Genomic DNA, 22,163 nt, shown 5'->3' on the forward strand with positions numbered 1-22,163 from the left:
CCGGCGCTATCCTGTTCATCCGGGGACGGCCCCGACCTTCAAAAGGAAATGGCCATGTCTTCTGCCCTGATTCCCTGGATTTCCCTCCTCTTTGCCGGTCTGTTCGAAGTGGCTTGGGCGCTTGCGCTCAAGGCCTCGCACGGCTTCTCGCGGCCGCTTCCGACGGTGGTTTTTGCGGTGACGCTGGTGGCGAGCATGGCCCTGCTTGCCTACGCGGTGAAACACCTTCCACTGGGTACGGCGTATGCGATCTGGGTTGGCATCGGTACGCTGGGCACGGTGCTGCTGGGCGTCATCTGGTTCCATGAGCCGCTGAATCTGTGGCGGATCGCTTCGGTGCTGCTGATCCTGGCCGGCATCCTCGGTTTGAAGCTCGGCTGATTGCGGCTTCGCTAGGGAAAATACTTATGTCATACCGCCCCTGCGGGGGCGGATCATTCTGTCTGTTGTAATTTCATAAAAATGACTACATTGCAGTGCATTTTGCAATGAATGACATGACTCGGAGACAGGATGAGTACGCTCAAATCAAAATTGATCTGGCTTGCCGTCGCCATCGCGGGGGCATTTGCCTTTGGGGTGTTGGCGTTGAATCGGGGAGAACACGTCAACGCCGTATGGATGGTCGTGGCGGCGGTCGCCTGCTACAGCATTGCCTACCGTTTTTACAGTTCCTTCATCGCGAGCAAGATTTTCGAACTCGACGACCGCAGGCTGACGCCAGCTGAACGTCGCAACGACGGCCTGGACTATGTGCCGACCAACAAGTGGGTGTTGTTCGGCCACCACTTTGCCGCGATCGCCGGCGCGGGCCCGCTGGTGGGGCCGATCCTCGCCGCACAAATGGGCTATCTGCCCGGTACGCTGTGGATCCTGATCGGCGTGATGATCGCCGGCGCGGTGCAGGATTTCCTGGTGCTTTTCATCTCGACCCGTCGCGATGGCCGTTCGCTCGGCGAAATGGCCAAGCAGGAGCTGGGGCCGTTTGCCGGCGTGGTGGTGATGCTGGGTGCGCTCGGTGTGATGATCATCATCCTGTCGGCGCTGGCACTGATCGTCGTCAAGGCGCTGGCCGACAGCCCGTGGGGCACGTTCACGATTGCAGCGACGATCCCGATCGCGCTGTTCATGGGCGTCTACATGCGCTACATCCGCCCGGGCCATATTGGCGAAATCTCGGTTATCGGCTTCATTCTGATGATGCTGGCGATCGTGTACGGCGAAGACATCGCCCAAAGCCCGGTCTGGGGTCCGATGTTCACGCTGCACGGCACCCAGCTTGTCTGGGCACTGGTGATCTACGGCTTCGTCGCCTCGGTGCTGCCGGTGTGGCTGCTGCTGGCGCCGCGTGACTACCTGTCGACCTTCCTCAAGATCGGCGTCATCGTCGGCCTGGCGATCGGCATCGTCTTTGCCGCGCCCGAGCTGAAAATGCCGGCGATTACCAAGTTTGTCGACGGTACCGGTCCGGTGTTTGCCGGTAGCCTGTTCCCGTTCCTGTTCATCACCATCGCCTGCGGCTCGATTTCGGGCTTCCACGCGCTGGTGGCGTCGGGTACCACGCCGAAGCTGGTCGAGCGCGAAAGCCATATGCGCATGATCGGCTACGGCGGCATGCTGATGGAGTCGTTCGTGGCGATCATGGCGCTGATTTGTGCGTCGGTGATCGATCCGGGCGTCTACTTCGCGCTGAATTCGCCGGCCGCCGTGATCGGCAAGACCGTTGAATCGGCTTCCGAAGTCATCAACGGCTGGGGCTTCGTGATCACGCCGGAGATGCTGGTGCAGATCGCCAAGGACGTCGGCGAGCACTCGATCCTGTCGCGCGCCGGTGGTGCACCGACCTTCGCCGTCGGCATGGCCCACATCATTACCGACATCTTCAACAGCCGCGCGATGATGGCATTCTGGTACCACTTCGCGATCCTGTTCGAGGCGCTGTTCATCCTGACGGCTGTCGACGCCGGCACCCGTGCCTGCCGCTTCATGGTGCAGGATCTGGCCGGCGTGGCGATTCCGTCGCTTGGCAAGAGCCGCAGCTGGATCGGCAATATGACCGGCACCACGATCGCCGTCGCTGGCTGGGGTTTCTTCGTCTACCAGGGCGTTGTCGATCCGCTCGGCGGCATCAATACACTGTGGCCGCTGTTCGGCATCGGCAACCAGATGCTGGCATCGATGGCGCTGATTCTCGGTACCGTCGTGCTGTTCAAGATGAAGAAGGAACGCTACGCCTGGGTCACCATCTTGCCGACGGTCTGGCTGTTCATCACGTCGATGACCGCCGGCTGGCAGAAGATCTTCAGCGAAAACCCGAAGATCGGCTTCCTCGCCGTCGCCGACAAGTTCAACGCGGCGGCCGCGAGCGGTACGATCATCGCTCCGGCGAAATCGGTCGAAGATATGCAGCGCATCGCTTTCAACAACCAGATCAATGCCACGTTGTGCGGTTTCTTCATGATCGTCGCGGTGGTGATGCTGGTGGCGGCGTTCTTCAACGTCCGCCGTGCACTGGCCAGCCGTCAGCCGACCACGCGCGAAGCCGAAGTCCAACTCCGCGGGGAGGCTTCTGCCAATGCTTGACCTTTCTTTCCTGACCGGCGGCCGGCGAGAGCCGCCACCGGCGGTCGAAGACGGTGACGAGTACCTGCGTTACCTGGCCGATCACCAGCGGCGTCATGGTGCCGGCACGCCGATGAGCCGTGCCGAGTTCGAGCGCTACAGCCTCGGTTCGGACTGGCTGTCCGGGCTCAAGGACGCAGCGAAGAAAGTGGTGCAAACCTGCCGGCTGATGGTTGGCGTGCACGACTACGAGTACTACGTCGACCATATGCGCAGCCAGCATCCGGATGCGACGCCGATGAGCCGCGAGGATTTTTACCGCTATTGCCTGGAGGCGCGTTTCCCGAGCGCCGACCGGGCTGCCGGCGGCAAATGCCCTTGCTGAGATCATTGTTCAGGAAAGAAAAAACGCCACCGCAAGGTGGCGTTTTTCATGCTTGTTCATCGTCTAGACCGGTCGGATTAGGCGGGTGGAATTGATATAGGCCGAAAGAACTATTCGGCCGGAAATCATTGATTTCAATCAAGTTTTCGGCGTCGGTATTTACCTGTCCTAAATGCGGCGAATTGGCGATCATCACTGCAATGCATCACACCGCGCGCGTAGGCGGTGTCAGCCAAGGAGTGATGAATGCAAAAGCAGCGACTGGTATTGATCGGCAACGGCATGGCGGGGATCCGCACGCTCGAGGAAATCCTCAAGCATGACAAGGAGCGCTATGCCATCACCGTGATTGGCGACGAACCGTGGGGCAACTACAACCGCATCCAGTTGTCGCCGATTCTGGCTGGCGAGCAGAAGCTCAAGGACATCATCCTCAACGATCTGGACTGGTATGCCGAGCACGGCATCCGGCTGATCAAGGGCTGCGCCGCAACGCGGATCGATCGCGAACGCCGCGAGGTGTATACCGCCGCCGGCGAGGCGATCGGCTACGACAAGCTGCTGATCGCGACCGGTTCGCGGCCGTTCATGCTGCCGGTGCCGGGCAGCGATCTCGACGGCGTAATCGGCTTTCGCGACATCAAGGACACCGAGAAAATGATTGTCGCCGCGGCGCTGCACCGCCATGCGGTGGTGATCGGCGGGGGCCTGCTTGGGCTTGAGGCCGCGCACGGGCTGAAGCTGCGTGGCATGGATGTGACGGTGATCCACCTCGGCGACTGGTTGTTGAATCGCCAGCTCGACGACACCGCCGGCCGGCTGCTGGAAAAATCGCTGACCGAACGCGGCCTGAATCTCAAGCTCGGCGCCAAGACGCAGGAACTGATCGGCGAGAACGGCCATGTGACCGGCGTGCGGCTCGAATCGGGGGAAGTGATCGCAGCGGATCTGGTCGTCATGGCCGTTGGTATCGTGCCGAACGCCGATCTGGCGCGCGACGCCGGTCTTGAGGTCAGCAACGGCATCGTCGTGGGCGACACGCTGGCGACCAGCGACGCGCACATCTACGCCGTCGGCGAGTGCGTCAGCCATCGTGGCGTGTCTTACGGTCTGGTCGCGCCCTTGTTCGAAATGGCCAAGGTGCTCGGCAACCAGCTCGGCGGCTGCGGCAAACAGCGCTACACCGGCACGACGACGTCGACCAAGCTCAAGGTCACCGGCATCGACCTGTTCAGTGCCGGCGAATTCATGGGCGGCGAGGGCTGCGACGAAATCGTGCTCTCCGACCCGGCAGGCGGCGTCTACAAGCGGCTGATCGTCCGCGACAACAAGCTCGTCGGCGCCTGTCTGTATGGCGATACCAGTGACGGCGCCTGGTACTTCCAGCTGCTGCGGCAGGAGCGCGACGTTGCCGACCTGCGTAGCCAGTTGCTGTTCGGGCCGCCGCGCGACTTGGGCGACACCGGCACCTCGGGTGCCAGCCGCGCCGCCGCACTGCCGGACGACGCCGAAATCTGCGGCTGCAATGGCGTCACCAAGGGCGTGCTGGTCAAGGCGATCAAGGAAAAGGGCCTGTTCACCGTCGACGACGTCAAGAAGCACACCAAGGCCGGTGCGTCTTGCGGCTCGTGCACCGGTCTGGTCGAGCAGGTGCTGATGAGCACCGTCGGCAGTTCGTTCCAGGACGCTCCGAAGCGCAAGTCGATGTGCGGCTGTACCGATCACACCCATGGCGAGGTGCGCGAGGCGATCCGCGAGCAGCATCTGGTGACGCTAGCCGACACGATGAAGGCGCTGCACTGGAAAACCCCAGACGGCTGCCCGACCTGCCGCCCGGCGCTGAACTACTACCTGATCTCGACCTGGCCGGGCGAGGCCAAGGACGACCCGCAGGCGCGGCTCGTCAACGAGCGCATGCACGCCAATGTGCAGAAGGACAGCACCTTCAGCGTCATTCCGCGCATGTGGGGCGGCGTGACCAGCCCGGCCGAGCTGCGCAAGATCGCCGATGTCGCCGACAAGTTCAACGTCAAGATGGTCAAGGTCACCGGCGGCCAGCGGCTCGACCTGCTCGGCGTGAAGAAAGAGGACTTGCCGCAGATGTGGCGCGAACTCGACATGCCGTGCGGCATGGGCTACGCCAAGGGGCTGCGCACGGTGAAAACCTGCGTCGGCAAGCAGTTCTGCCGCTTCGGCACGCAGGATTCGACCGGCATGGGCATTGCGCTGGAAAAAGCCTTCGACCGGATGTGGGCGCCGCACAAGGTCAAGCTTGCCGTGAGCGGTTGCCCGCGCAACTGTGCCGAAGCCGGGATCAAGGACGTCGGCATCATTGCCGTCGATTCGGGCTGGGAAATCTATATCGGCGGCAACGGCGGTATCAAGACCGAGGTGGCCGAGTTCTTCACCAAGGTCAAAACCGAGGAAGAGGTGCTCGAGTATTCGGGCGCAGTGCTGCAGCTCTACCGCGAGGAAGCGCACTACCTCGAGCGCACGGTGCACTACTTGGGCCGCGTCGGCCTCGACTACATCAAGGCGAAGGTGCTCGACGATGCGACCAACCGCAAGGCGCTGTGGGCGCGGCTGCAACTGGCGCTGGCCGGCGAGCCGGACCCGTGGCAGGCCCAGCTCGGCGAAGACGCCGCGGCACGCTTCACCGACCTGACCGTCTGATCCCGATGACCGATTCTGGCCCGCCATGCAAACGGCGGGCCGAACAAGGAAAACCGACATGAGCACCGACAAGAGCCAGTGGCAATCCATCTGCAAGCTTGACGAGATCCCGGCGCAGGGCGCCCGGGTGGTCAAGCGCGAGGGCAAGACCGATATCGCGCTGTTCCGCACCATCGACAACCGCGTGTTCGCGCTCGACGACCACTGCCCGCACAAGGGCGGCGCGCTGTCGCACGGGCTGGTTTACGGTGACACCGTTGCCTGCCCGCTGCACAATTTCAAGATCAGCCTGCAGACCGGGCAGGCGCAGGCGCCGGACGAAGGCCACACGCCTTGCCACAAGGTCGAGCTGCGCGACGACATGGTCTGGCTGGCGATCGACTGACACACAGGGAGTCAACGAGATGGGATACCGACTGTTCATCGACCCGACAACGACGCCGCAGACCGTTTACCCGGATGTTGATGGCGAGTGGCAACAGGCTGCCAACCATGATCAGGCGGTGATGACTGTGGTGCTGAACGGCTTGCCGGATGAAGTCTGTGCGTCGAAAGCGTGGTCGGACTCGGACGATGGTCAGCAGTTTGCCCGCTGGCTGGTGAGTGCGGATCTGGATGGCACGATCCGGCTGAGCGAGCATTTCGTCTGGCGTTGCCACGATGGCAATGGGTTGGTGGCCGGGCAGGGAAATCAGGCCCTGTCGGAATATCTGAACAGCAAATTCTTCAAATGCAGGTTGAATGTGTTGCCGAAATAAAAATCCGCCCATGGGCGGATTTTTTATTAATTATGGTGCTTGCTTGTGGGTGTTTTTAGAAAATAGGTGCTAAGGCACCGTTTTATGCAATGAGCTTTTCCAAGAACGAGTGATATTGGTTATCTCCATCCTTATTTTCAACGAAGAATGCGGAAAAAGCGGTGCCCAGTACAGTGCTTGTTGTCCCGATGTGCCACTCTTTGCGAGTGCAAGTAAGCAGTAAATTCATGCTTTCCCGGAGCTTTTTCCAGAAGAAAGTGCATATGCATATGCCAAAAGAAATCCTGAAAAAATCCCAAGCACCAAAAGTAAAAGTGTTATTGATCACAACAAAGTTGTAGATTGATAACACAAAAACACTGCCAGTCAACAATACCTTCAGCTGCGAAGCCAAGGTGAGTTTGCTTTCGAGGTCTGTTTGTAACTTGAAATTTACGTTTTTTAGAAACTTGGTGTTTTCATGGATTTGTGCGGGAATGCCGTGAATGTGAACCGTTAAAGCCATGTCGCCTGACTCTTTGGTGGCTATGCCTTTTTTCTCCCATGCATCCACCATGAATGCTAGTGCTATTGGGTAGGCGATTTTTACAGCGAAAATATAAAAGAATGGGGCTGCGTATCCCATGATCTGCGCGGCAGCAGCGACGCATACGCCGGCGAGCATCAGAGTTGGTCCCCAAATGCTTTCTGAGTTGGTTTTGGGTGTCATTGATTGAATTGATGTTTGAGGTTTATTTTTGAGAGCTCACAACCAACTACCACGCAGCTCTCGCACTTTATCTTCCAGCATTTGCCGCGTTACCGCTTCCGGTGCCACCGGCTCCCCCACATTCACCCCAATCTTCGACCAGATCCCGCGTGGCCATTTCATCATTGCCGCGCCATCCTTGCGGCTGAAGAAGCTGCCCCACAGGCCTTGCAGCGCCATCGGGATCACCGGTACCGGGGTGCGGCGGATGATTTCCTCGATGCCGGGCTTGAAGCGGTTCAGCTGGCCGTCGTGGGTGATCTTGCCTTCGGGGAAGATGCAGACGACTTCGCCGGCTTCGAGGTAGGCCGCGACGCGGTCCATGGCCTTGTCTTTCATCGTCGCATCCTCGCGTACCGGGGCGATCGGGATGGCGCCGGCGGTGCGGAATACGAAGTTCAGTAGCGGAATTTTGAAAATGCGGTGGTCCATCACGAAGCGCACCGGCCGGCGTACGCGGCCGGCGACGATCAGTGCGTCCATGAAGCTGACGTGGTTGCAGATCAGCACGCAGGCGCCGGTTTCAGGGATGTTGTCGAGCCCCTGTGCGCGGATGCGATAGAGCAGGTGGGTGAGGATCCACACCTGAAAGCGCATCATGAATTCGGGAATCAGCGTGTAGATGTAGATCGCGACGGCGATGTTCATCAGCGCGACGGTCAGCAACAGCCCTTTGATCGACAGGCCTGCCTTGAGCAGCGCAATGCTCATGCCGGCGGCGATGACCATGAAGAAGGCGTTGAGGATGTTGTTGGCGGCGATGGCGCGCGAGGTGAAGCCGGGCTCGGTGCGCGCCTGGATCAGCGCGTACAGCGGCACGATGAAGAAGCCGCCGAAGACACCGAGCAGCAGGATGTCCAGCATTACGCGCCAATGGCCGGAGGCGGAGATGAAGCTCATCAGGCCGTACTGGCCCGCCGGGGTATTGGCGAGGGCGAAATAGAGGTCGACGCCGAACAGCGACAGGCCGATCGAGCCGAACGGTACGAGGCCCAGCTCGATCGAGCGGCCCGAGAGCCGTTCGCACAGCATCGAGCCGACGCCGACGCCGACCGAGAACAGCGTGATCAAGAGCGTGTAGACCTGTTCGTCACCGTGCAATACCGCCTTGGCGACCTCCGGCAACTGGGTCAGATAGACCGCGCCGAAGAACCAGAACCACGAAATCCCGAGCAGGCTGTTGAAGACCGTTCTGTTCTTCTTGACGTGCTTGATGATGTGCCAGCTTTCGGCAAACACGTTCCAGTTGATCGGCAGTTGGGCGGCCGGCGCAGGGGCGGATGGCATGCTGCGGCTGGCCAGCCAGCCCAGTACGGCGACGCCGACGCAGGCCCAGATGATGAGCAATTCGCCGTGCGGCTGATGGCTGATGATCAGCGTGCCGGCGATCTGGCCGAGCAGGATGGCGATGAAGGTGCCCATTTCGATCAGGCCATTGCCGCCGAGCAATTCCTGCGGCTTCAGGTATTGCGGCAGGATCGAATACTTGAGCGGGCCGAACAGCGTCGAGTGCACGCCCATCATGAACAGGCAGCCCATCAGCACCGCGGCATTGCGGGTTGCAAAGCCATAGCCGGCAGCGAGCATGATGAGGATTTCAAGGACCTTGATCCAGCGCGCCAGGATGGCTTTGTCGTACTTCTCGGCCAGTTGGCCGGAAAAAGCCGAGAACAGGAAAAAGGGCAGAATGAAAATACCGGCGGCGGCATTGACCAGCGTCGCGGCGCCCATGCCTGCGGCCGAGAGGCCGTGAAAGGCAATCATCACCAGTAGCGCGTTCTTGAACAGATTGTCGTTGAACGCACCGAAAAACTGGGTGACGAACAGCGGCAGAAAGCGACGGCTGCGGAACAGATCGAACTGGTTGGGGTGCGACATTGACGCGGGTCCGGTAGATGACAATCCGGCGGCAAGTCTACCTTAGCGCCGCCGATAAAGTCCGGGCGGTTGCATTGTGCTTACTTGTGACTTGCCTACAGGTGCGAACTCGGCATTCAGGCTGGCCAGATCGCCCCGAGCACGCGCGGCCCGGCGGCACCGGTCACGGCGGGAACGTTGCCGCTTTGCCCTGACAGGCAACGCTGGGCGAGCCAGGCAAAGGCGATGGCCTCGACCCAGTCCGGGTCGACCCCGAGTTCGGCCGTGCTGGCGATGGTGATGCCGGGCAATAGCGCGCCCAGCATGGACAGCAGCGTCGGGTTGTGTGCGCCGCCGCCGCAGATGAACACGTCGTCGGCACCCGCCGCCGTACGCTGGATCGCGTCGGCAATGGTGCGGGCGGTGTAGGCGGTCAGCGTGGCCATGACGTCGGCCGGATTGTCGTTGCGGCTGGCGAGCTGCGCGTTCAGCCAGTCGGCGTGGAACAGGTCGCGACCGGTGCTCTTGGGTGCCGGCTGCGCCAGATACGGTTCGGTCAGCAGCTGTGCCAGCAGGTCGTCGATCACCGTGCCGCTGGCGGCCCAGGCGCCGCCGGCGTCGTAGCGCTCGCCGAGGTGGCGGCCGATCCACAGGTCCATCAGCACGTTGCCGGGGCCGGTGTCGTAGCCCGAGACGCTGCCGTCGCAGGGGAGGTCCGTCAGGTTGGCGATGCCGCCGATATTGACGATGACGCGGTGACGATGGGCGTCGGCGAAAATCGCATGGTGGAAGGCCGGCACCAGCGGCGCGCCCTGGCCGCCCGCGGCGACGTCGCGAGAGCGGAAATCGCCGACAACGGGAATGCCGCTGCGTTCGGCCAACTGGGCGTGGTTGCCGAGCTGGATGGTGTAGCCGCGTTCGGGACGGTGACGGATGGTCTGGCCGTGATTGCCGATAGCGAGGATGTCGCCGGCATCGATGCCGGCTTGCCGCAGCAGCGCGGTCACCGCGTCGGCATAGCAGTCGGCCAGGCCGTTGCCGGCACGCCACGCCAGATCGATTTCATCTGGCGATGAGGCCTGCAGCGTCAGTAGCTCATGCCGCAACGCGGCTGGTAGCGCGGTGCCTTGCGCGGCGAGCAGCGCCGGCTGGGCGCCCGAGAGATCGACGAGGACGGCGTCGATGCCGTCCAGACTGGTGCCTGTCATCAGGCCGATCAAGAGTTGCGGGCGCGCCATGCTTCCTCGTTACCGGATGCTGGCCAGCCTCGAGCCGTCCAGCAGCGCCAGTTGTTCACCCAGCGGGGTGCTGTGTTGTTTGAATGCGGCAAGCCAGTTTTTGCCCAGCGCCGCGTCGGTCGGCAATTTTACTGCCAAAGGATCGACCGGTTGGTTGTTGATGCGGAATTCGAAGTGCAGGTGCGGGCCGGTCGAGCGCCCGGTGCTGCCGACGTAGCCGATCAGCTGTCCCTTGGTCACCGTGCTGCCGGCCTTGAGGCCGCTGGCGAACTTGCTCATATGGGCATAGACGGTCTGGTAACGGCCGTCGTGACGGATCTCCGCCATATTGCCGTACGCGCCTTCGCGGCCGTACTTGACCAGTTTGCCGCTGCCGGCGGCGTAGACCGGTGTGCCGCTGGGGGCCGCGAGATCGACGCCTTCGTGGCCGATCGCGCGCTTCAGCACCGGATGCATGCGCATGCCGAACTCGGACGACACGTGGGTGAAATCGGTGGGGTGGCGGGTAAAGCGCGCCGATGCGCTGGCGCCATCGTCGTTGTAGTAGCCGCCGGGCTGGCCGGCGGGCTGGAACCAGTAAGCGCGCTTGAGTGTTTTGCCGTCATTGATCGACGCTGCCAATACCTTGCCGGTACGGACGATCTGACCGTCCTCGTCGAATGTCTCGTAGACGACGCTGTAGCGGCTGCCCTTGGCGAGCTGACCTTCGCCGAACAGGGTGCCGAGCTGCTGGCGAACGTCCGTCGGCAGGTCGAGCGACCGGAACGCTTCGGCTGCATTGCCACTGAGCAGGCCGGCGCGGTAGGCGGTCGACTGCGTCAGCGCGACCGCGGTGCTTGCCACGCTGAACGTGTCGCCGTCGCGGCGCAGCGTCAGCCGCTGGTCGTCGTTGCCAAGATAACCCAGCTCGGTGAGCTTGCCATCGCGCGTCGTGACCGCATGCAGGCTGCGCCCCGGGCTCAGCTCGAAGAAGCCACGTGCAGCCGGCGTACGGCGCAGGTAGTCCATCGCGGCCGGATCGTCGACCGACAGCCGCGACAGCACCCTGGCCAGCGTGTCGCCGTTGCGGATGACTTCGTCCTGCCGAAGCGGCGTGGCGGCAATCTGGCTGACCAGCGCGGGCGTATCCAGTTTCTGCGAAACGGGATGGACCTGCACGGTCTCCTGCGGGCCGTACTCGGCGACACCGTAGGCGGTCACGGTCAGCGAAACAGGGCCGGCAATGGCTGCGGCCAGCCACAGCAGCGGCAGATGAGGCGGGTGGTTTTGGGTGTTCGACATCGTTGTCAGGCGGCGTTCTTATTCATGAGTCAATGCGGAAGGTAACAGCGTCAATCGGGTTTTACCAGTCAAAAAATTGCAAAAAATCCTTATTTCACAAAGACATACGATGTTTTTTCCAAGGCCTTGCGCAGCAGGAAATCTCTGCCGGACTGGTTTTCGTAGTTCTCTTTCAACAAGGGAAATGTGTCGGCGTATTCACTGGCTTTGAGCCGGCTGGCCGCGCATTGCCCTGAAGGTGGACCGCGTCGAACGCCGTTGGTGCTAAACCGGTGATATTCACATTCGCGGATGTGGCGTAGTGAAACTGTAAGGTCTTGATGAAAAATGGACTTTTCGCCATCAGCTTCCAGTATGAGTCGTGTGCCGAGGCCGCGTCGGGCACTGGGTGTGATGCGCCGGATGTACCTCGGTTACCCGATTCTGGAGGCCGGGCCGCTGGCGATGACCACCTGGCTGGACGGCTACGGTGCAGAGGCCGCGTTGTGGCTCGGCTATTTCCGCCGCCATGGCTGGATTGCCGCGCAGGACTGGCCCAATGGCGTGCGGGCGTGGTTCCTGTCCGAACGTGGCTTGGCCATGTTGGCTGCGGGCGAGGACTGGTGGCGGTCGCTGTCGAGGATGCAGCGACTGGTTTACTGGCTGGGCTGACGCTCAGCGTGCGTGGGCGAGCGCCGCCGCGATGGTTGCCGCATGGATGGCCACGGTGTCGCTGATCGGTACCGCATAGCCGCCGCCCATGGTGACGGCGACCGGCACGCCGTAGCGGTTGCAGCTGTCGAGCACCATGGCATCGCGCGCGGCCAGCCCGGCCTGGCTGAGCGAGAGCCGTCCCAGCCGATCGCCCGCATAGGCGTCGGCGCCGGCAAGATAGATCACCAGATCCGGCCAGCTGGCGCTGAACAGGCTGGGCAGCTCGTGCGCCAGCCGATCGAGGTAGGCTTCATCACTGCAGCCGTCGGGCAGCTCGACGTCGTGATCGCTGATTTCCTTCTGGAACGGGAAATTGCCGGCGCCGTGCATCGAAAACGTGTAGAGCGCCGGATCATTGGCAAGCATGGCCGCCGTGCCGTTGCCTTGATGGACGTCGAGATCGATGACCAGTGCGCGCTGGATGAGGCGTTCGCGCTGCAGCAGCCGGAGCGCAACGGCGCTGTCGTTGAATACGCAGAAGCCGCTGCCGCGTTCGGCGTAGGCATGATGCGTGCCGCCGGCCAGGCTGGCGGCCGAGCCGTCCTCAAGCGCTGCGCGACAGGCCGCGATCGTCGCGCCGGTCGATCGACGCGAGCGTTCGACCAGTGCCGGCGACCAAGGCAGGCCGATGGCGCGCTCCTCGGCGCGACTCAGCGTGCCGGAGTCGAGTTTGTACAGGTAATCGGCGGTGTGCGCGCAGGCCAGTTCATCGTTGCCGGCGCGTGGCGCCTCGACGAAGCTGATGCCGGGCAGCTCTGCGACGGCCTCGTACAGCAAGCGGTATTTTTCGGCCGGGAAGCGATGACCCGGCGGCAGCGGTAGCGGAAACCGGTCGGTCCGGAAGACACGCATGGTCTGGCGTCAATCGTCCTGCTTGGGCGGCGTGCTTTGGCCGGAGAAGTACCGGCCGAATCCGACGATGGCCACGCCGGTCGCAAACAGGATGTGCAGGTCGGTCAGGATGCGTGCCAGCCAGTCACGGGGATAAATATCGCCGTAGCCGACCGTGGCCGAGGTCACGACGCTGAAGTGCATGCAATCCAGGAAGGTCTTGAGTGCACCGAGCATGAAGGCCGATGCCGTGTCCGGGGCATACACGTGCAGGTTGTGGATGCCGGAAAACGCGTTGTTGTCGAAGTCGAACAGCACCAGCGTGTAGTAGATCAGGGCGAACTGGAAAATCAGCCAGCCATACAGCCGGACCAGTGCCGCCAGATTGCGTTGGTGGTAATGGAGGATGCTCGACACCAGCGCGCCGATCTGGCCGATGAACAGCAACCAGGCGACCGAACGCAGCCAGGGGTAATTCGAAAGCTCGAAAGCCTGGCCGTGATGGGCGTAGACCAGCAGCGTCATCAGCACGGCGAGAGTGATCGAAATCAGTCCGGCAGACAGCCCCAGCCGGTCGGTGCGGCGCAGACGAAATCGCATGCTAGAGCCCGGCAAGCTTGCCGTCGGCAAGCAGGTAGCGGTGTTGGCAGCGCTGCGCGAGCAGTGGGTCGTGCGTGACGATGACGAAGCTCGTATTCAATTCGCGGTTGAGTTCGAGCATCAGCGCGAACACCGATTCGGCGGTGCCGCGGTCAAGGTTGCCGGTCGGCTCGTCGGCGAGCACGCAGGCCGGCTGATTGACCAGCGCGCGGGCAATCGCGGCGCGCTGGCGCTCGCCGCCCGACAGCTCGCCCGGCTTGTGGTCCAGCCGGTGGCCGAGGCCGACACGTTTGAGCATCTCGCGCGCGGCAGCGAGCGCGGCGGCTTTCGGCGTGCGGCGGATCAGCAGCGGCATCGCGACGTTTTCCTCGGCGGAAAACTCGGGCAGCAGATGGTGGAACTGGTAGACAAAGCCGAGCTGGCGGTTGCGCAGCTCGCCACGGCCGGCTTCGTTCAGCGCGAACGGATCGGCATCGCCGATGCGGACGCTGCCGGCGCTGGGCGTATCGAGCCCGCCAAGGCAATGCAGCAGGGTCGACTTGCCCGAGCCGGATGCCCCGACGACCGCCGCGGTATCGCCGGCGAGCAGGCTGAAATCGATGCCTTCGAGCACCGGGGTGTCGAGCTTGCCGCCGCGGTAGTGCTTGACGAGGCCTTGCGCGCTCAGGATGGTCTTACTCATAGCGCAGCGCCTCCGCCGGATTGATGCGGCTGGCACGCCAGCTCGGGTACAGCGTTGCCGCCAGCGACAGCACCAGCGAAATCACCGCGATGGTCGTGACGTCGCCCGGGATGATTTTCGACGGCAGTTCGGTGATCAGGTAAACATCGGGCGAGAGGATGCGCGTGCCGATGATGCGTTCGATCAGCGGAATGATGACATCCAGATTGCTGGCGACAAGCACGCCGCTCAGTACGCCGCACAGCGTGCCGACAAAACCCGAAATCGCGCCCTGAATGACGAAGATCTTCATGATCGACCCCGGCGATGCGCCGAGCGTGCGCAGAATCGCGATGTCGGCCTGTTTGTCGGTGACGACCATGACCAGCGTCGAGACGAGGTTGAAGGCGGCGACGGCGACGATCAGCGTCAGGATGATGAACATCATCCGTTTTTCGATCTCGACCGCGCGGAAGTAGGTCGGATTTTCCTGCGACCAATCGCTGACCAGCAGCGATGGCATTGCCCGGCCCAGTTCGCGGGCGACACTGCGGGCGTTGAACAGGTCGTCGAGCTTCAGGCGCAGCCCGCTGACGTCATCGCCGGTGCGGAACAGCTTCTGGGCGTCACCGATGTGAATGAAGGCGAGGCCGGCATCGTAGGGGTAGTAGTCGGCACGGAATACGCCGACGACGAGAAACTGGCGGAAGCGCGGGATCAACCCGGCCGGCGTGATCTGGCCTTGTGGCGTGATCAGCGTGATCTTGTCGCCGGCGCGCACGCCGAGTTCGGCGGCGAGTTGCCAGCCGAGCACGATGTTGAACTGGCCATCCTGCAAATCACTCAGCCGGCCCGCGAGCATCTTGCTGGCGGCATCGCTGACGGCCGGTTCCAGTGCCGGGTCGATGCCGCGAACGATGGTGCCCTTGACCAGGCTGCCGTTGGCGAGCAGGCCCTGGCCGAGCACGTAGGGGGCGCTGGATTTGACGTGCGGATTCTGCTTGGTGTCGGCGGCAACCTGTCGCCAATCGGGCAGGCGGCTGTCGGCGCCGGTGATCTGCACGTGCGCGGCCATACCGAGAATCCGGTCACGGACTTCTTCCTGGAAACCGTTCATCACCGAGAGCACGATGATCAGCGCCGCGACGCCGAGCGTGATGCCGAGAATGGAAACGAGCGAGATGAATGAAATGAAGCCGTTACGTCGTTTGGCCCGCGTATAGCGCAAGCCGATCAGGAGTTCGTACATGGCCCAAGCCAAGGGAAAGAGGCGCGAATTTTAGCACAGTGTCGCTGTATCCCCCGGCGTGATTAGTCGGTTTACCCGTTGCGCCCTTGAACATCGGACGGGAAAAAACCGTCCTAAAATCAAAGGCATGTTCGAAATGTGGCGTTTGCTTACCGCGGCCAGGGAGTGCATGCATGCTGATCGACAAATTGGGGCAGTTCGGCCTCGATCATTTTGACAGGTGGGTCGGGCAAATACGCGCACATGGCGAATTGCCGCTGCAAATTCGCCTCTGGGATGGTCGCGATTACCGTTTTTCGGCGTCGCCGACGGTCACCATCACGCTGCCGGGGCCGCAAGCGGTGAGCTACTTTCGCAAACCGAGCCTTGCCAGTCTTGGGGAGGCCTATGTCGAAGGTCAGGTCGACATCGACGGGCCGCTGCCGAGCGTGTTCGAGGTGGCGGTAGCACTGGCGGGGCGGCTGGTGTCGGGCAACAAGCTCTGGGGCCGGCTTGCAGCGCGCGGCGCACAGCATTCGCGCTCGCTCGATTCCGAGTCGATCCAGTATCACTACGATGTTTCGAACGATTTCTATCGTTTGTGGCTCGACGAGCAGATGGTGTATTCGTGTGCCTATTTCGAGAACGGTGACGAAAGTCTGGCCGACGCTCAGGTCAAGAAGCTCGACCATATCCTGACCAAGATCATGCTCCGGCCGGGCGAGCAGTTACTCGACATCGGCTGCGGCTGGGGCGCGTTGATCCTGCGCGCGGCGACGCAGTTCGGCGCGCACGCAACCGGCATCACATTGTCGGAAAATCAATACGCGCTGGCGCAGGAGCGCATCCACGCTGCTGGCGTGCAGGACCGCTGCAAGGTGTTGCTGTGCGATTACCGCGACGTGAAGGGTACCTACGACAAGATCACCAGCGTCGGGATGTTCGAGCACGTCGGTCTGGCCAATCTTGCCGGTTACTTTGCCAAGGTTCACAGCCTGCTGCGGGATGGCGGGCTGGTGCTGAACCACGGCATTACGACCACCGATGTCAATAACGGCAGCGGTGCCTATTTTGGCGGCAGCGATTTTATCGATCGCTATGTGTTTCCGAACGGCGAGCTGCCGCATGTGGCGTTGGCGATGAAGGAAATGTCGGCGGCGGGGCTTGAGGTGCTCGATGTCGAGTCATTGCGGCGCCACTACGCCAGGACGCTTGAGTTCTGGACCGATCGCTTTGAGGCCAACGCCGGCAGCGTCCGTGCAATGGTCGACGACAAGCATTACCGGATCTGGCGGGTCTATCTTGCAGGCTGTGCGTGGGCCTTTGCCAACGACTGGGTGTCGATCTACCAGTTGCTGGGTTGCCGTGCCGGTGGCGGGGGCTTGAACCCGATGCCGATGTCACGGCGCTATATGTATGTGAAATGAACGGTATGTGGAGCAGCGAACAACGGGGCGCGTGGCCCCGTTGTCGCAGGCATCAGTAGGTGGTTAACCCACGGGCGCGGAACTGTTCGCGCACGCGCTCGGTCAGTTCCGTGCTCGGCGGTTCGACATCGTTCAGCTCGTACTTCATCCCGAGTTCTTCCCACTTGTGCTCGCCCATCTTGTGGAACGGCAATACCTCGACGCGTTCGACAATGTCGCCCAGCGAGTGGACGAATTCGGCCAGACCTTCGACGTCGTCGGCGTCGTCCGACCAGCCCGGGACCAGCACATAGCGCAGCCAGATTTTCTTGCCCATCTTCTGCAGTCGCCGAGCGAAGTCGAGCGTTGGCTGCAAGGGCTTGCCGGTCAGGCGCTCGTAGCGCTCGGGGTTGAATTGCTTGATGTCGAGTAGCACCAGATCGACGTTGTCGAACCAGCTGTCCTCCAGATGCGCAGCCAGAAAGCCCTGCGTATCGAGCGCTGTGTGCAGCCCGTATTCCTTCTTCACGCGGTAGAAGATCTCGCCGACGAAGTGCGCCTGCATCAAGGGTTCGCCGCCGGAAATGGTCAGGCCACCGGTCATTTTCAGGAAACGGGCGTATTTGCCGATTTCAGCGACGACCTCGTCGACGGTCTTTTGCTTGCCGTTGTGCAGCTTCCAGGTGTCCGGGTTGTGGCAGTACAGACACCTGAACTGACAGCCTGAAACGAATACGACGAAGCGCATGCCGGGGCCGTCGACGGCGGCGCCGGTTTCGAACGAATGCACGAAGCCGCACATCTTGCCGTTCTCGTCGACCATGGCCGGGACGATTTCGCCGAGCGGCTTCTGGACTTCTACGATCTCGATGGTCATTGTGTGTCTCCAGTTGCAAAACAAAGGCGACCCGAAGGCCGCCCTGTTTGCTGCGGGGGCAGGGCGGGCCCACCCCCTTGTCTTCTTATTAGATCAGCACTTCACATGGAAGGTGCGGTTGATCACGTCGAGCTGCTGTTCGCGCGTCAGCTTGATGAAGTTGACGGCGTAACCCGACACACGGATGGTCAGCTGCGGATACTTTTCCGGGTGATCCATCGCATCGAGCAGCGTGTCGCGGTTGAGCACGTTGACGTTGATATGGAAGCCGGTGGCATTGCAGAAGCCATCGAGGCAGGCGGTCAGGTTGTTGACGCGATCGGCCAGCGAGTGACCCAGTGCATCCGGCGTGGCCGAGGCAGTCCACGAAATGCCGTCGAGTGCGGCTTCATACGGCAGCTTGGCGACCGACGCACCGGCGGCGACGAAGCCCGAGGTATCGCGGCCGTTCATCGGGTTGGCCCCCGGTGCGAACGGGGCGCCGGCGCGGCGGCCGTCCGGGGTGTTGCCGGTCTTCTTGCCGTACACGACGTTCGACGTGATGGTCAGGATCGACTGGGTCGGCAGCGCGTTGCGGTACATCTTGTGGCTCTTGACCTTGTTCATGAACGATTCGGTCAGGTACACGGCGATCTCGTCAACGCGGTCATCGTTGTTGCCGAAGGCCGGGTATTCGCCCTCGATCTCGAAGTCGACGGCAATGCCGGCTTCGTTGCGGATGGTCTTGACCTTGGCGTACTTGATCGCCGACAGCGAGTCTGCCGCCACCGACAGGCCGGCAATGCCGCAAGCCATGGTGCGCAGGATGTCGCGATCGTGCAGCGCCATCTCGATCCGCTCGTACGAATACTTGTCGTGCATGTAGTGGATCGCGTTCAGGGCCTTGACGTAGGTTTTGGCCAGCCAGTCGAGCATCTTGTCGTACTTGGCCATGACTTCGTCGTAATCGAGGTATTCCGACGTGATCGGCTCGAAGTTCGGCACGACTTTCTTGCCGGTCTTTTCGTCGACGCCGCCGTTGATGGCGTACAGCATGGCCTTGGCCAGGTTACAGCGGGCGCCGAAGAACTGCATCTGCTTGCCGACTTCCATCGCCGAGACGCAGCAGGCGATCGCGTAGTCGTCACCCCAGTGCGGACGCATCTGTTCGTCCGACTCGTACTGGATCGAGCTGGTTTCGATCGACACCTTGGCGCAGAAATTCTTGAAGCCTTGCGGCAGTGCCGGCGACCACAGCACGGTCAGGTTCGGTTCCGGTGCCGGGCCGAGGTTGAACAGGGTGTTGAGGAAGCGGAAGCTGTTCTTCGAAACGAGGGTGCGGCCATCCTTGCCCATGCCGCCGATCGATTCGGTCACCCAGGTCGGGTCGCCCGAATACAGGCTGTTGTATTCCTCGGTACGCAGGAAGCGGACGATGCGCAGCTTGATGACGAGGTCGTCGATGAATTCCTGAGCTTCAGCCTCGGTGATCTTGCCTTCTTTCAGATCGCGCTCGATGTAGATGTCGAGGAAGGTCGAAATGCGGCCGATCGACATCGCGGCGCCGTTCTGTTCCTTGATCGCGGCGAGGTAGCCGAAGTAAGTCCACTGGATCGCTTCTTGCGCGGTAGCGGCCGGCTTGCCGATGTCGAAGCCGTAGCTGGCGGCCATTTCCTTCAGTTCGCCCAGCGCACGGATCTGTTCCGACAGCTCTTCACGCAGGCGGATGGTGTCTTCGGTGAAGTCGAAATCGTCGGTTTCGGCTTTTTCGGCTTTCTTGAATTCGATCAGCTGGTCGATGCCGTACAGCGCGACGCGGCGATAATCGCCGATGATGCGGCCGCGGCCGTAGGCATCCGGCAGGCCGGTGATCACGCCGCTTGATCGGCAGGCGCGGATCAGCGGGTTGTAGATGTCGAACACGCCGGAGTTATGGTCTTTGCGGTACTTGCTGAATACTTCTTCGATTTTCGGGTCGAGTTCGCGGCCGATTTCTTCCAGCGAGCTCTGCACCATGCGCAGGCCGGTGTTCGGGAAGATGGCGCGCTTGAGCGGCGCATCGGTCTGAACGCCAACGATTTTTTCCAGGTCCTTGTCGATGTAGCCCGGGCCAAAAGCGGTGATGCCGGTGCCGCGGTCTGCGGCCACGTCGAGGACTTGCCCCGGCGCGGCGCGTTCGGCCTTCAGCATTTCGGACAGTTTTTCCCAGACCTTGTTGGTGCGTTCGGTCGGGCCAGCGACGAAGCTGTCGTCGCCTTCATACGGGGTGTAGTTGAGCTGGATGAAATCGCGGACCGCGACTTTCTTCTGCCATTCGCCGTCTTTGAAGCCACGCCAGGCATTGATCTGCAGGTTGGTTTCCGGTGCGTTCATGGTGATGCTCCTTTCGATGATCTGTTTGACGATCAGTAAAACAGTGGCTGGAACCACCGGGCCCCGCGGATCCGCGTCTGGCTGGGCGCTTCCGATAAATTAAGGCTAGTTTGTTGACCTAATTTGCGCTTCACAAGAAAACACCCTCATTGTGGGCGGGGGCGTCCATCCGGGTGTTGATCAATATCAATTCAATCGGCAGCATTTTTCGTTGCGGCAGCAAGGCGGTATCGGTCGTGCATATTGTATGGGCAATGCTTGCACCTGTTTCGTGCTTGCTATGCACTGTGCATGACCTTTCTGAGTAGCAGATGTTCCCGCAAGCGTGCCTGAATTGAAGTGAAAACGCTGCGTCGACGGCCAATGCAAAACGGGCCGACAATGTCGGCCCGTTTCACCTGGGGATGGCTTGCTTACAGCGTGACCGCATGCTCGCGGGTCGCGTGGAAGACGATGTCCGGCCAGCGTTCTTGCGTCAGCGCCAGATTGACCCGGCTGGTCGCGAGATAGGCCATGCTGTCGGCCGCGTCGCGCGCGAGGTTGTTGCCAAGGCTGTTTTCGAAATCCGTGAGCTTCTTGTTGTTGTCGCAGCTGACCCAGCGCGCGGTGTAGATCGTCGTCGGTTCGAAAATCGCTTCGACACCGTACTCGTTCAGCAGGCGCGATGCGACGACTTCGAACTGCAGCACGCCGACGGCGCCAAGAATCAGGTCCGAGCCGTTCAGCGGTTTGAACACCTGTACCGCGCCTTCCTCGCCCAGCTGTTGCAGGCCTTTTTGCAGCTGCTTCAACTTCAGCGGGTTCTTGATCCGGACGATGCGGAACAATTCCGGCGCAAAGTACGGAATGCCGGTGAACGACAGCACCTCGCCTTCGGAGAATGAATCGCCGATCTGGATGTTGCCGTGGTTCGGCAAGCCGATGATGTCGCCGGCGTAGGCTTCCTCGACCTGCTCGCGGCCTTGCGCCATGAAGGTGACGACCGAATTGGCAGCGATGTCGCGGCCGAGGCGCAGGTGCTTGAACTTCATGCCGCGTGAAAATTCGCCCGAGCAGACGCGCAGGAAGGCAATCCGGTCGCGGTGTTTCGGATCCATGTTTGCCTGGATCTTGAACACGAAGGCCGAGAACTTTTCCTCGGTCGGGTCGACGCTGCGCGCGGTGGCGTCGCGTGCACCCGGCGAGGGCGCCCAGTCGACCAGGGCGTTGAGGATTTCGCGTACGCCGAAGTTGTTGATCGCCGAACCGAAGAACACCGGCGTCAGCGTGCCGGCGAGGAATTCATCCAGAACGAACGGGTGGCTGGCGCCGCGTACCAGCTCCATTTCCATCCGGGTGTTTTCGATTTCGAGCGGGAACAGCTCATCCAGGCGCGCGTTATCCAGTCCCTGAATGATCTCGACTTCATCCAGCGGGCCTTGGCCCGGCGTGAAGATGATCACCTCGTCTTTCAGGATGTGGTACACGCCGCGGAAGGTCTTGCCCATGCCGATCGGCCAGGTTACCGGGGCGCAGCGGATCTGCAGCACCGATTCGACCTCGTCCAGCAACTCAAGCGAGTCGCGCACTTCGCGGTCGTACTTGTTCATGAAGGTGACGATCGGCGTATTGCGCAGCCGGCAGACGTTCAGCAGCTTGATCGTCTGTTCCTCGACGCCCTTGGCGGCGTCGATCACCATCAACGCCGAATCGACCGCCGTCAGTACGCGATAGGTATCTTCGGAGAAATCCTGGTGACCCGGGGTGTCGAGCAGGTTGACGACGTGATCGCGGTAGTCGAACTGCATCACCGATGAGGCGACCGAAATGCCGCGCTGCTTTTCGATGTCCATCCAGTCCGAGGTGGCGAATTTGCCGCCTTTCTTGCCCTTGACCGTGCCCGCAGCCTGGATCGTGCCCGAGAAGTACAGCAGCTTCTCGGTGAGCGTGGTCTTACCCGCGTCGGGGTGCGAGATGATGGCAAAGGTGCGCCGACGGGCAACTTGCTGGGCGAGCGTGGGCATGGTCTTGATT

The 22,163-nt window shown here is 61.7% G+C and carries 19 protein-coding genes; 8 read left to right on the forward strand and 11 right to left on the reverse strand.

The genetic code is table 11. From position 1 onward, the window contains the following. The first annotated feature begins 54 nt into the window (after positions 1 to 54). From R0382_RS13955 to R0382_RS13980, 6 genes are all read left to right on the forward strand, one after another. A complete protein-coding gene (locus R0382_RS13955; protein ID WP_432720328.1) occupies positions 55 to 381 on the forward strand; it encodes a DMT family transporter in 327 nt (108 codons plus the stop codon). Between the two features lie 132 nt (positions 382 to 513). Continuing rightward, positions 514 to 2,583, forward strand: coding sequence for a carbon starvation CstA family protein (locus R0382_RS13960; protein WP_432720329.1), 2,070 nt, complete (start codon positions 514 to 516; stop codon positions 2,581 to 2,583). Then, positions 2,576 to 2,947: a CstA-like transporter-associated (seleno)protein gene (locus tag R0382_RS13965; protein ID WP_432720331.1), complete on the forward strand. Its 372-nt coding sequence runs from the start codon at positions 2,576 to 2,578 to the stop codon at positions 2,945 to 2,947. The genes R0382_RS13960 and R0382_RS13965 overlap by 8 nt, the downstream gene beginning before the upstream one ends. Before the next feature lie 246 nt (positions 2,948 to 3,193). Beyond that, on the forward strand, positions 3,194 to 5,620 hold the full coding sequence (gene nirB / locus R0382_RS13970; RefSeq protein ID WP_432720332.1) for a nitrite reductase large subunit NirB: 2,427 nt from the start codon (positions 3,194 to 3,196) through the stop codon (positions 5,618 to 5,620). 58 nt (positions 5,621 to 5,678) lie between these two features. After that, complete coding sequence (nirD, locus tag R0382_RS13975; protein WP_432720333.1) at positions 5,679 to 6,005, forward strand: nitrite reductase small subunit NirD; 327 nt, start codon at positions 5,679 to 5,681, stop codon at positions 6,003 to 6,005. Positions 6,006 to 6,024: 19 nt separating this feature from the next. After that, complete coding sequence (locus tag R0382_RS13980) at positions 6,025 to 6,378, forward strand: hypothetical protein (RefSeq protein ID WP_432720334.1); 354 nt, start codon at positions 6,025 to 6,027, stop codon at positions 6,376 to 6,378. An 82-nt stretch (positions 6,379 to 6,460) separates the two neighbouring features. On the opposite strand, the gene R0382_RS13985 is transcribed toward R0382_RS13980, so the two are convergent. The 4 genes from R0382_RS13985 to R0382_RS14000 form a co-directional block, all read right to left on the reverse strand. After that, on the reverse strand, positions 6,461 to 7,087 hold the full coding sequence (locus tag R0382_RS13985) for a hypothetical protein (protein WP_432720335.1): 627 nt from the start codon (positions 7,085 to 7,087) through the stop codon (positions 6,461 to 6,463). A gap of 36 nt (positions 7,088 to 7,123) precedes the next feature. Beyond that, entirely contained in the window at positions 7,124 to 9,004 is a 1,881-nt protein-coding gene (locus R0382_RS13990; RefSeq protein ID WP_432720336.1) for an MFS transporter, read from the reverse strand. A 116-nt stretch (positions 9,005 to 9,120) separates the two neighbouring features. Further along, positions 9,121 to 10,221: an anhydro-N-acetylmuramic acid kinase gene (locus R0382_RS13995; RefSeq protein WP_432720338.1), complete on the reverse strand. Its 1,101-nt coding sequence runs from the start codon at positions 10,219 to 10,221 to the stop codon at positions 9,121 to 9,123. A 9-nt stretch (positions 10,222 to 10,230) separates the two neighbouring features. After that, positions 10,231 to 11,502: a M23 family metallopeptidase gene (locus tag R0382_RS14000; protein ID WP_432720340.1), complete on the reverse strand. Its 1,272-nt coding sequence runs from the start codon at positions 11,500 to 11,502 to the stop codon at positions 10,231 to 10,233. A 393-nt stretch (positions 11,503 to 11,895) separates the two neighbouring features. On the opposite strand from R0382_RS14000, the gene R0382_RS14005 reads away from it, so the two are divergent. Continuing rightward, positions 11,896 to 12,153 carry a hypothetical protein gene (locus tag R0382_RS14005; RefSeq protein WP_432720341.1) on the forward strand — a complete coding sequence of 86 codons (258 nt, stop codon included), beginning with the start codon at positions 11,896 to 11,898 and terminating at the stop codon, positions 12,151 to 12,153. A 3-nt stretch (positions 12,154 to 12,156) separates the two neighbouring features. Here R0382_RS14005 and R0382_RS14010 read toward each other — a convergent pair whose 3' ends face one another. The 4 genes from R0382_RS14010 to R0382_RS14025 are packed head-to-tail and all read right to left on the reverse strand — an operon-like array spanning position 12,157 to position 15,536. Next, on the reverse strand, positions 12,157 to 13,047 hold the full coding sequence (locus R0382_RS14010) for a histone deacetylase family protein (RefSeq protein ID WP_432720342.1): 891 nt from the start codon (positions 13,045 to 13,047) through the stop codon (positions 12,157 to 12,159). 9 nt (positions 13,048 to 13,056) lie between these two features. Then, a complete protein-coding gene (locus tag R0382_RS14015; protein WP_432720343.1) occupies positions 13,057 to 13,626 on the reverse strand; it encodes an ion channel in 570 nt (189 codons plus the stop codon). Between the two features lies 1 nt (position 13,627). Continuing rightward, a complete protein-coding gene (locus tag R0382_RS14020) occupies positions 13,628 to 14,308 on the reverse strand; it encodes an ABC transporter ATP-binding protein (protein WP_432720344.1) in 681 nt (226 codons plus the stop codon). Continuing rightward, entirely contained in the window at positions 14,301 to 15,536 is a 1,236-nt protein-coding gene (locus R0382_RS14025) for a lipoprotein-releasing ABC transporter permease subunit (RefSeq protein ID WP_432720345.1), read from the reverse strand. The genes R0382_RS14020 and R0382_RS14025 overlap by 8 nt, the downstream gene beginning before the upstream one ends. A 173-nt stretch (positions 15,537 to 15,709) precedes the next feature. On the opposite strand from R0382_RS14025, the gene R0382_RS14030 reads away from it, so the two are divergent. Next, on the forward strand, positions 15,710 to 16,942 hold the full coding sequence (locus tag R0382_RS14030; protein WP_432720346.1) for a class I SAM-dependent methyltransferase: 1,233 nt from the start codon (positions 15,710 to 15,712) through the stop codon (positions 16,940 to 16,942). Positions 16,943 to 16,994: 52 nt separating this feature from the next. Here the strand turns inward: R0382_RS14030 and pflA are convergent, their stop codons facing one another. The 3 genes from pflA to R0382_RS14045 all read right to left on the reverse strand — a co-directional run bounded on the left by pflA (position 16,995) and on the right by R0382_RS14045 (position 22,153). Beyond that, on the reverse strand, positions 16,995 to 17,798 hold the full coding sequence (gene pflA / locus R0382_RS14035; RefSeq protein ID WP_432720347.1) for a pyruvate formate-lyase-activating protein: 804 nt from the start codon (positions 17,796 to 17,798) through the stop codon (positions 16,995 to 16,997). A 93-nt stretch (positions 17,799 to 17,891) separates the two neighbouring features. Continuing rightward, a complete protein-coding gene (pflB, locus tag R0382_RS14040; RefSeq protein ID WP_432720348.1) occupies positions 17,892 to 20,150 on the reverse strand; it encodes a formate C-acetyltransferase in 2,259 nt (752 codons plus the stop codon). 413 nt (positions 20,151 to 20,563) lie between these two features. After that, positions 20,564 to 22,153 (reverse strand): peptide chain release factor 3, encoded by a 1,590-nt coding sequence (locus R0382_RS14045; protein ID WP_432720349.1) that lies wholly within the window; start codon positions 22,151 to 22,153, stop codon positions 20,564 to 20,566. Positions 22,154 to 22,163: the final 10 nt, after the last annotated feature.

Origin of the sequence: Jeongeupia wiesaeckerbachi, assembly GCF_050916355.1 — a bacterium.
Taxonomy (GTDB): Bacteria; Pseudomonadota; Gammaproteobacteria; order Burkholderiales; family Chitinibacteraceae; genus Jeongeupia; species Jeongeupia wiesaeckerbachi.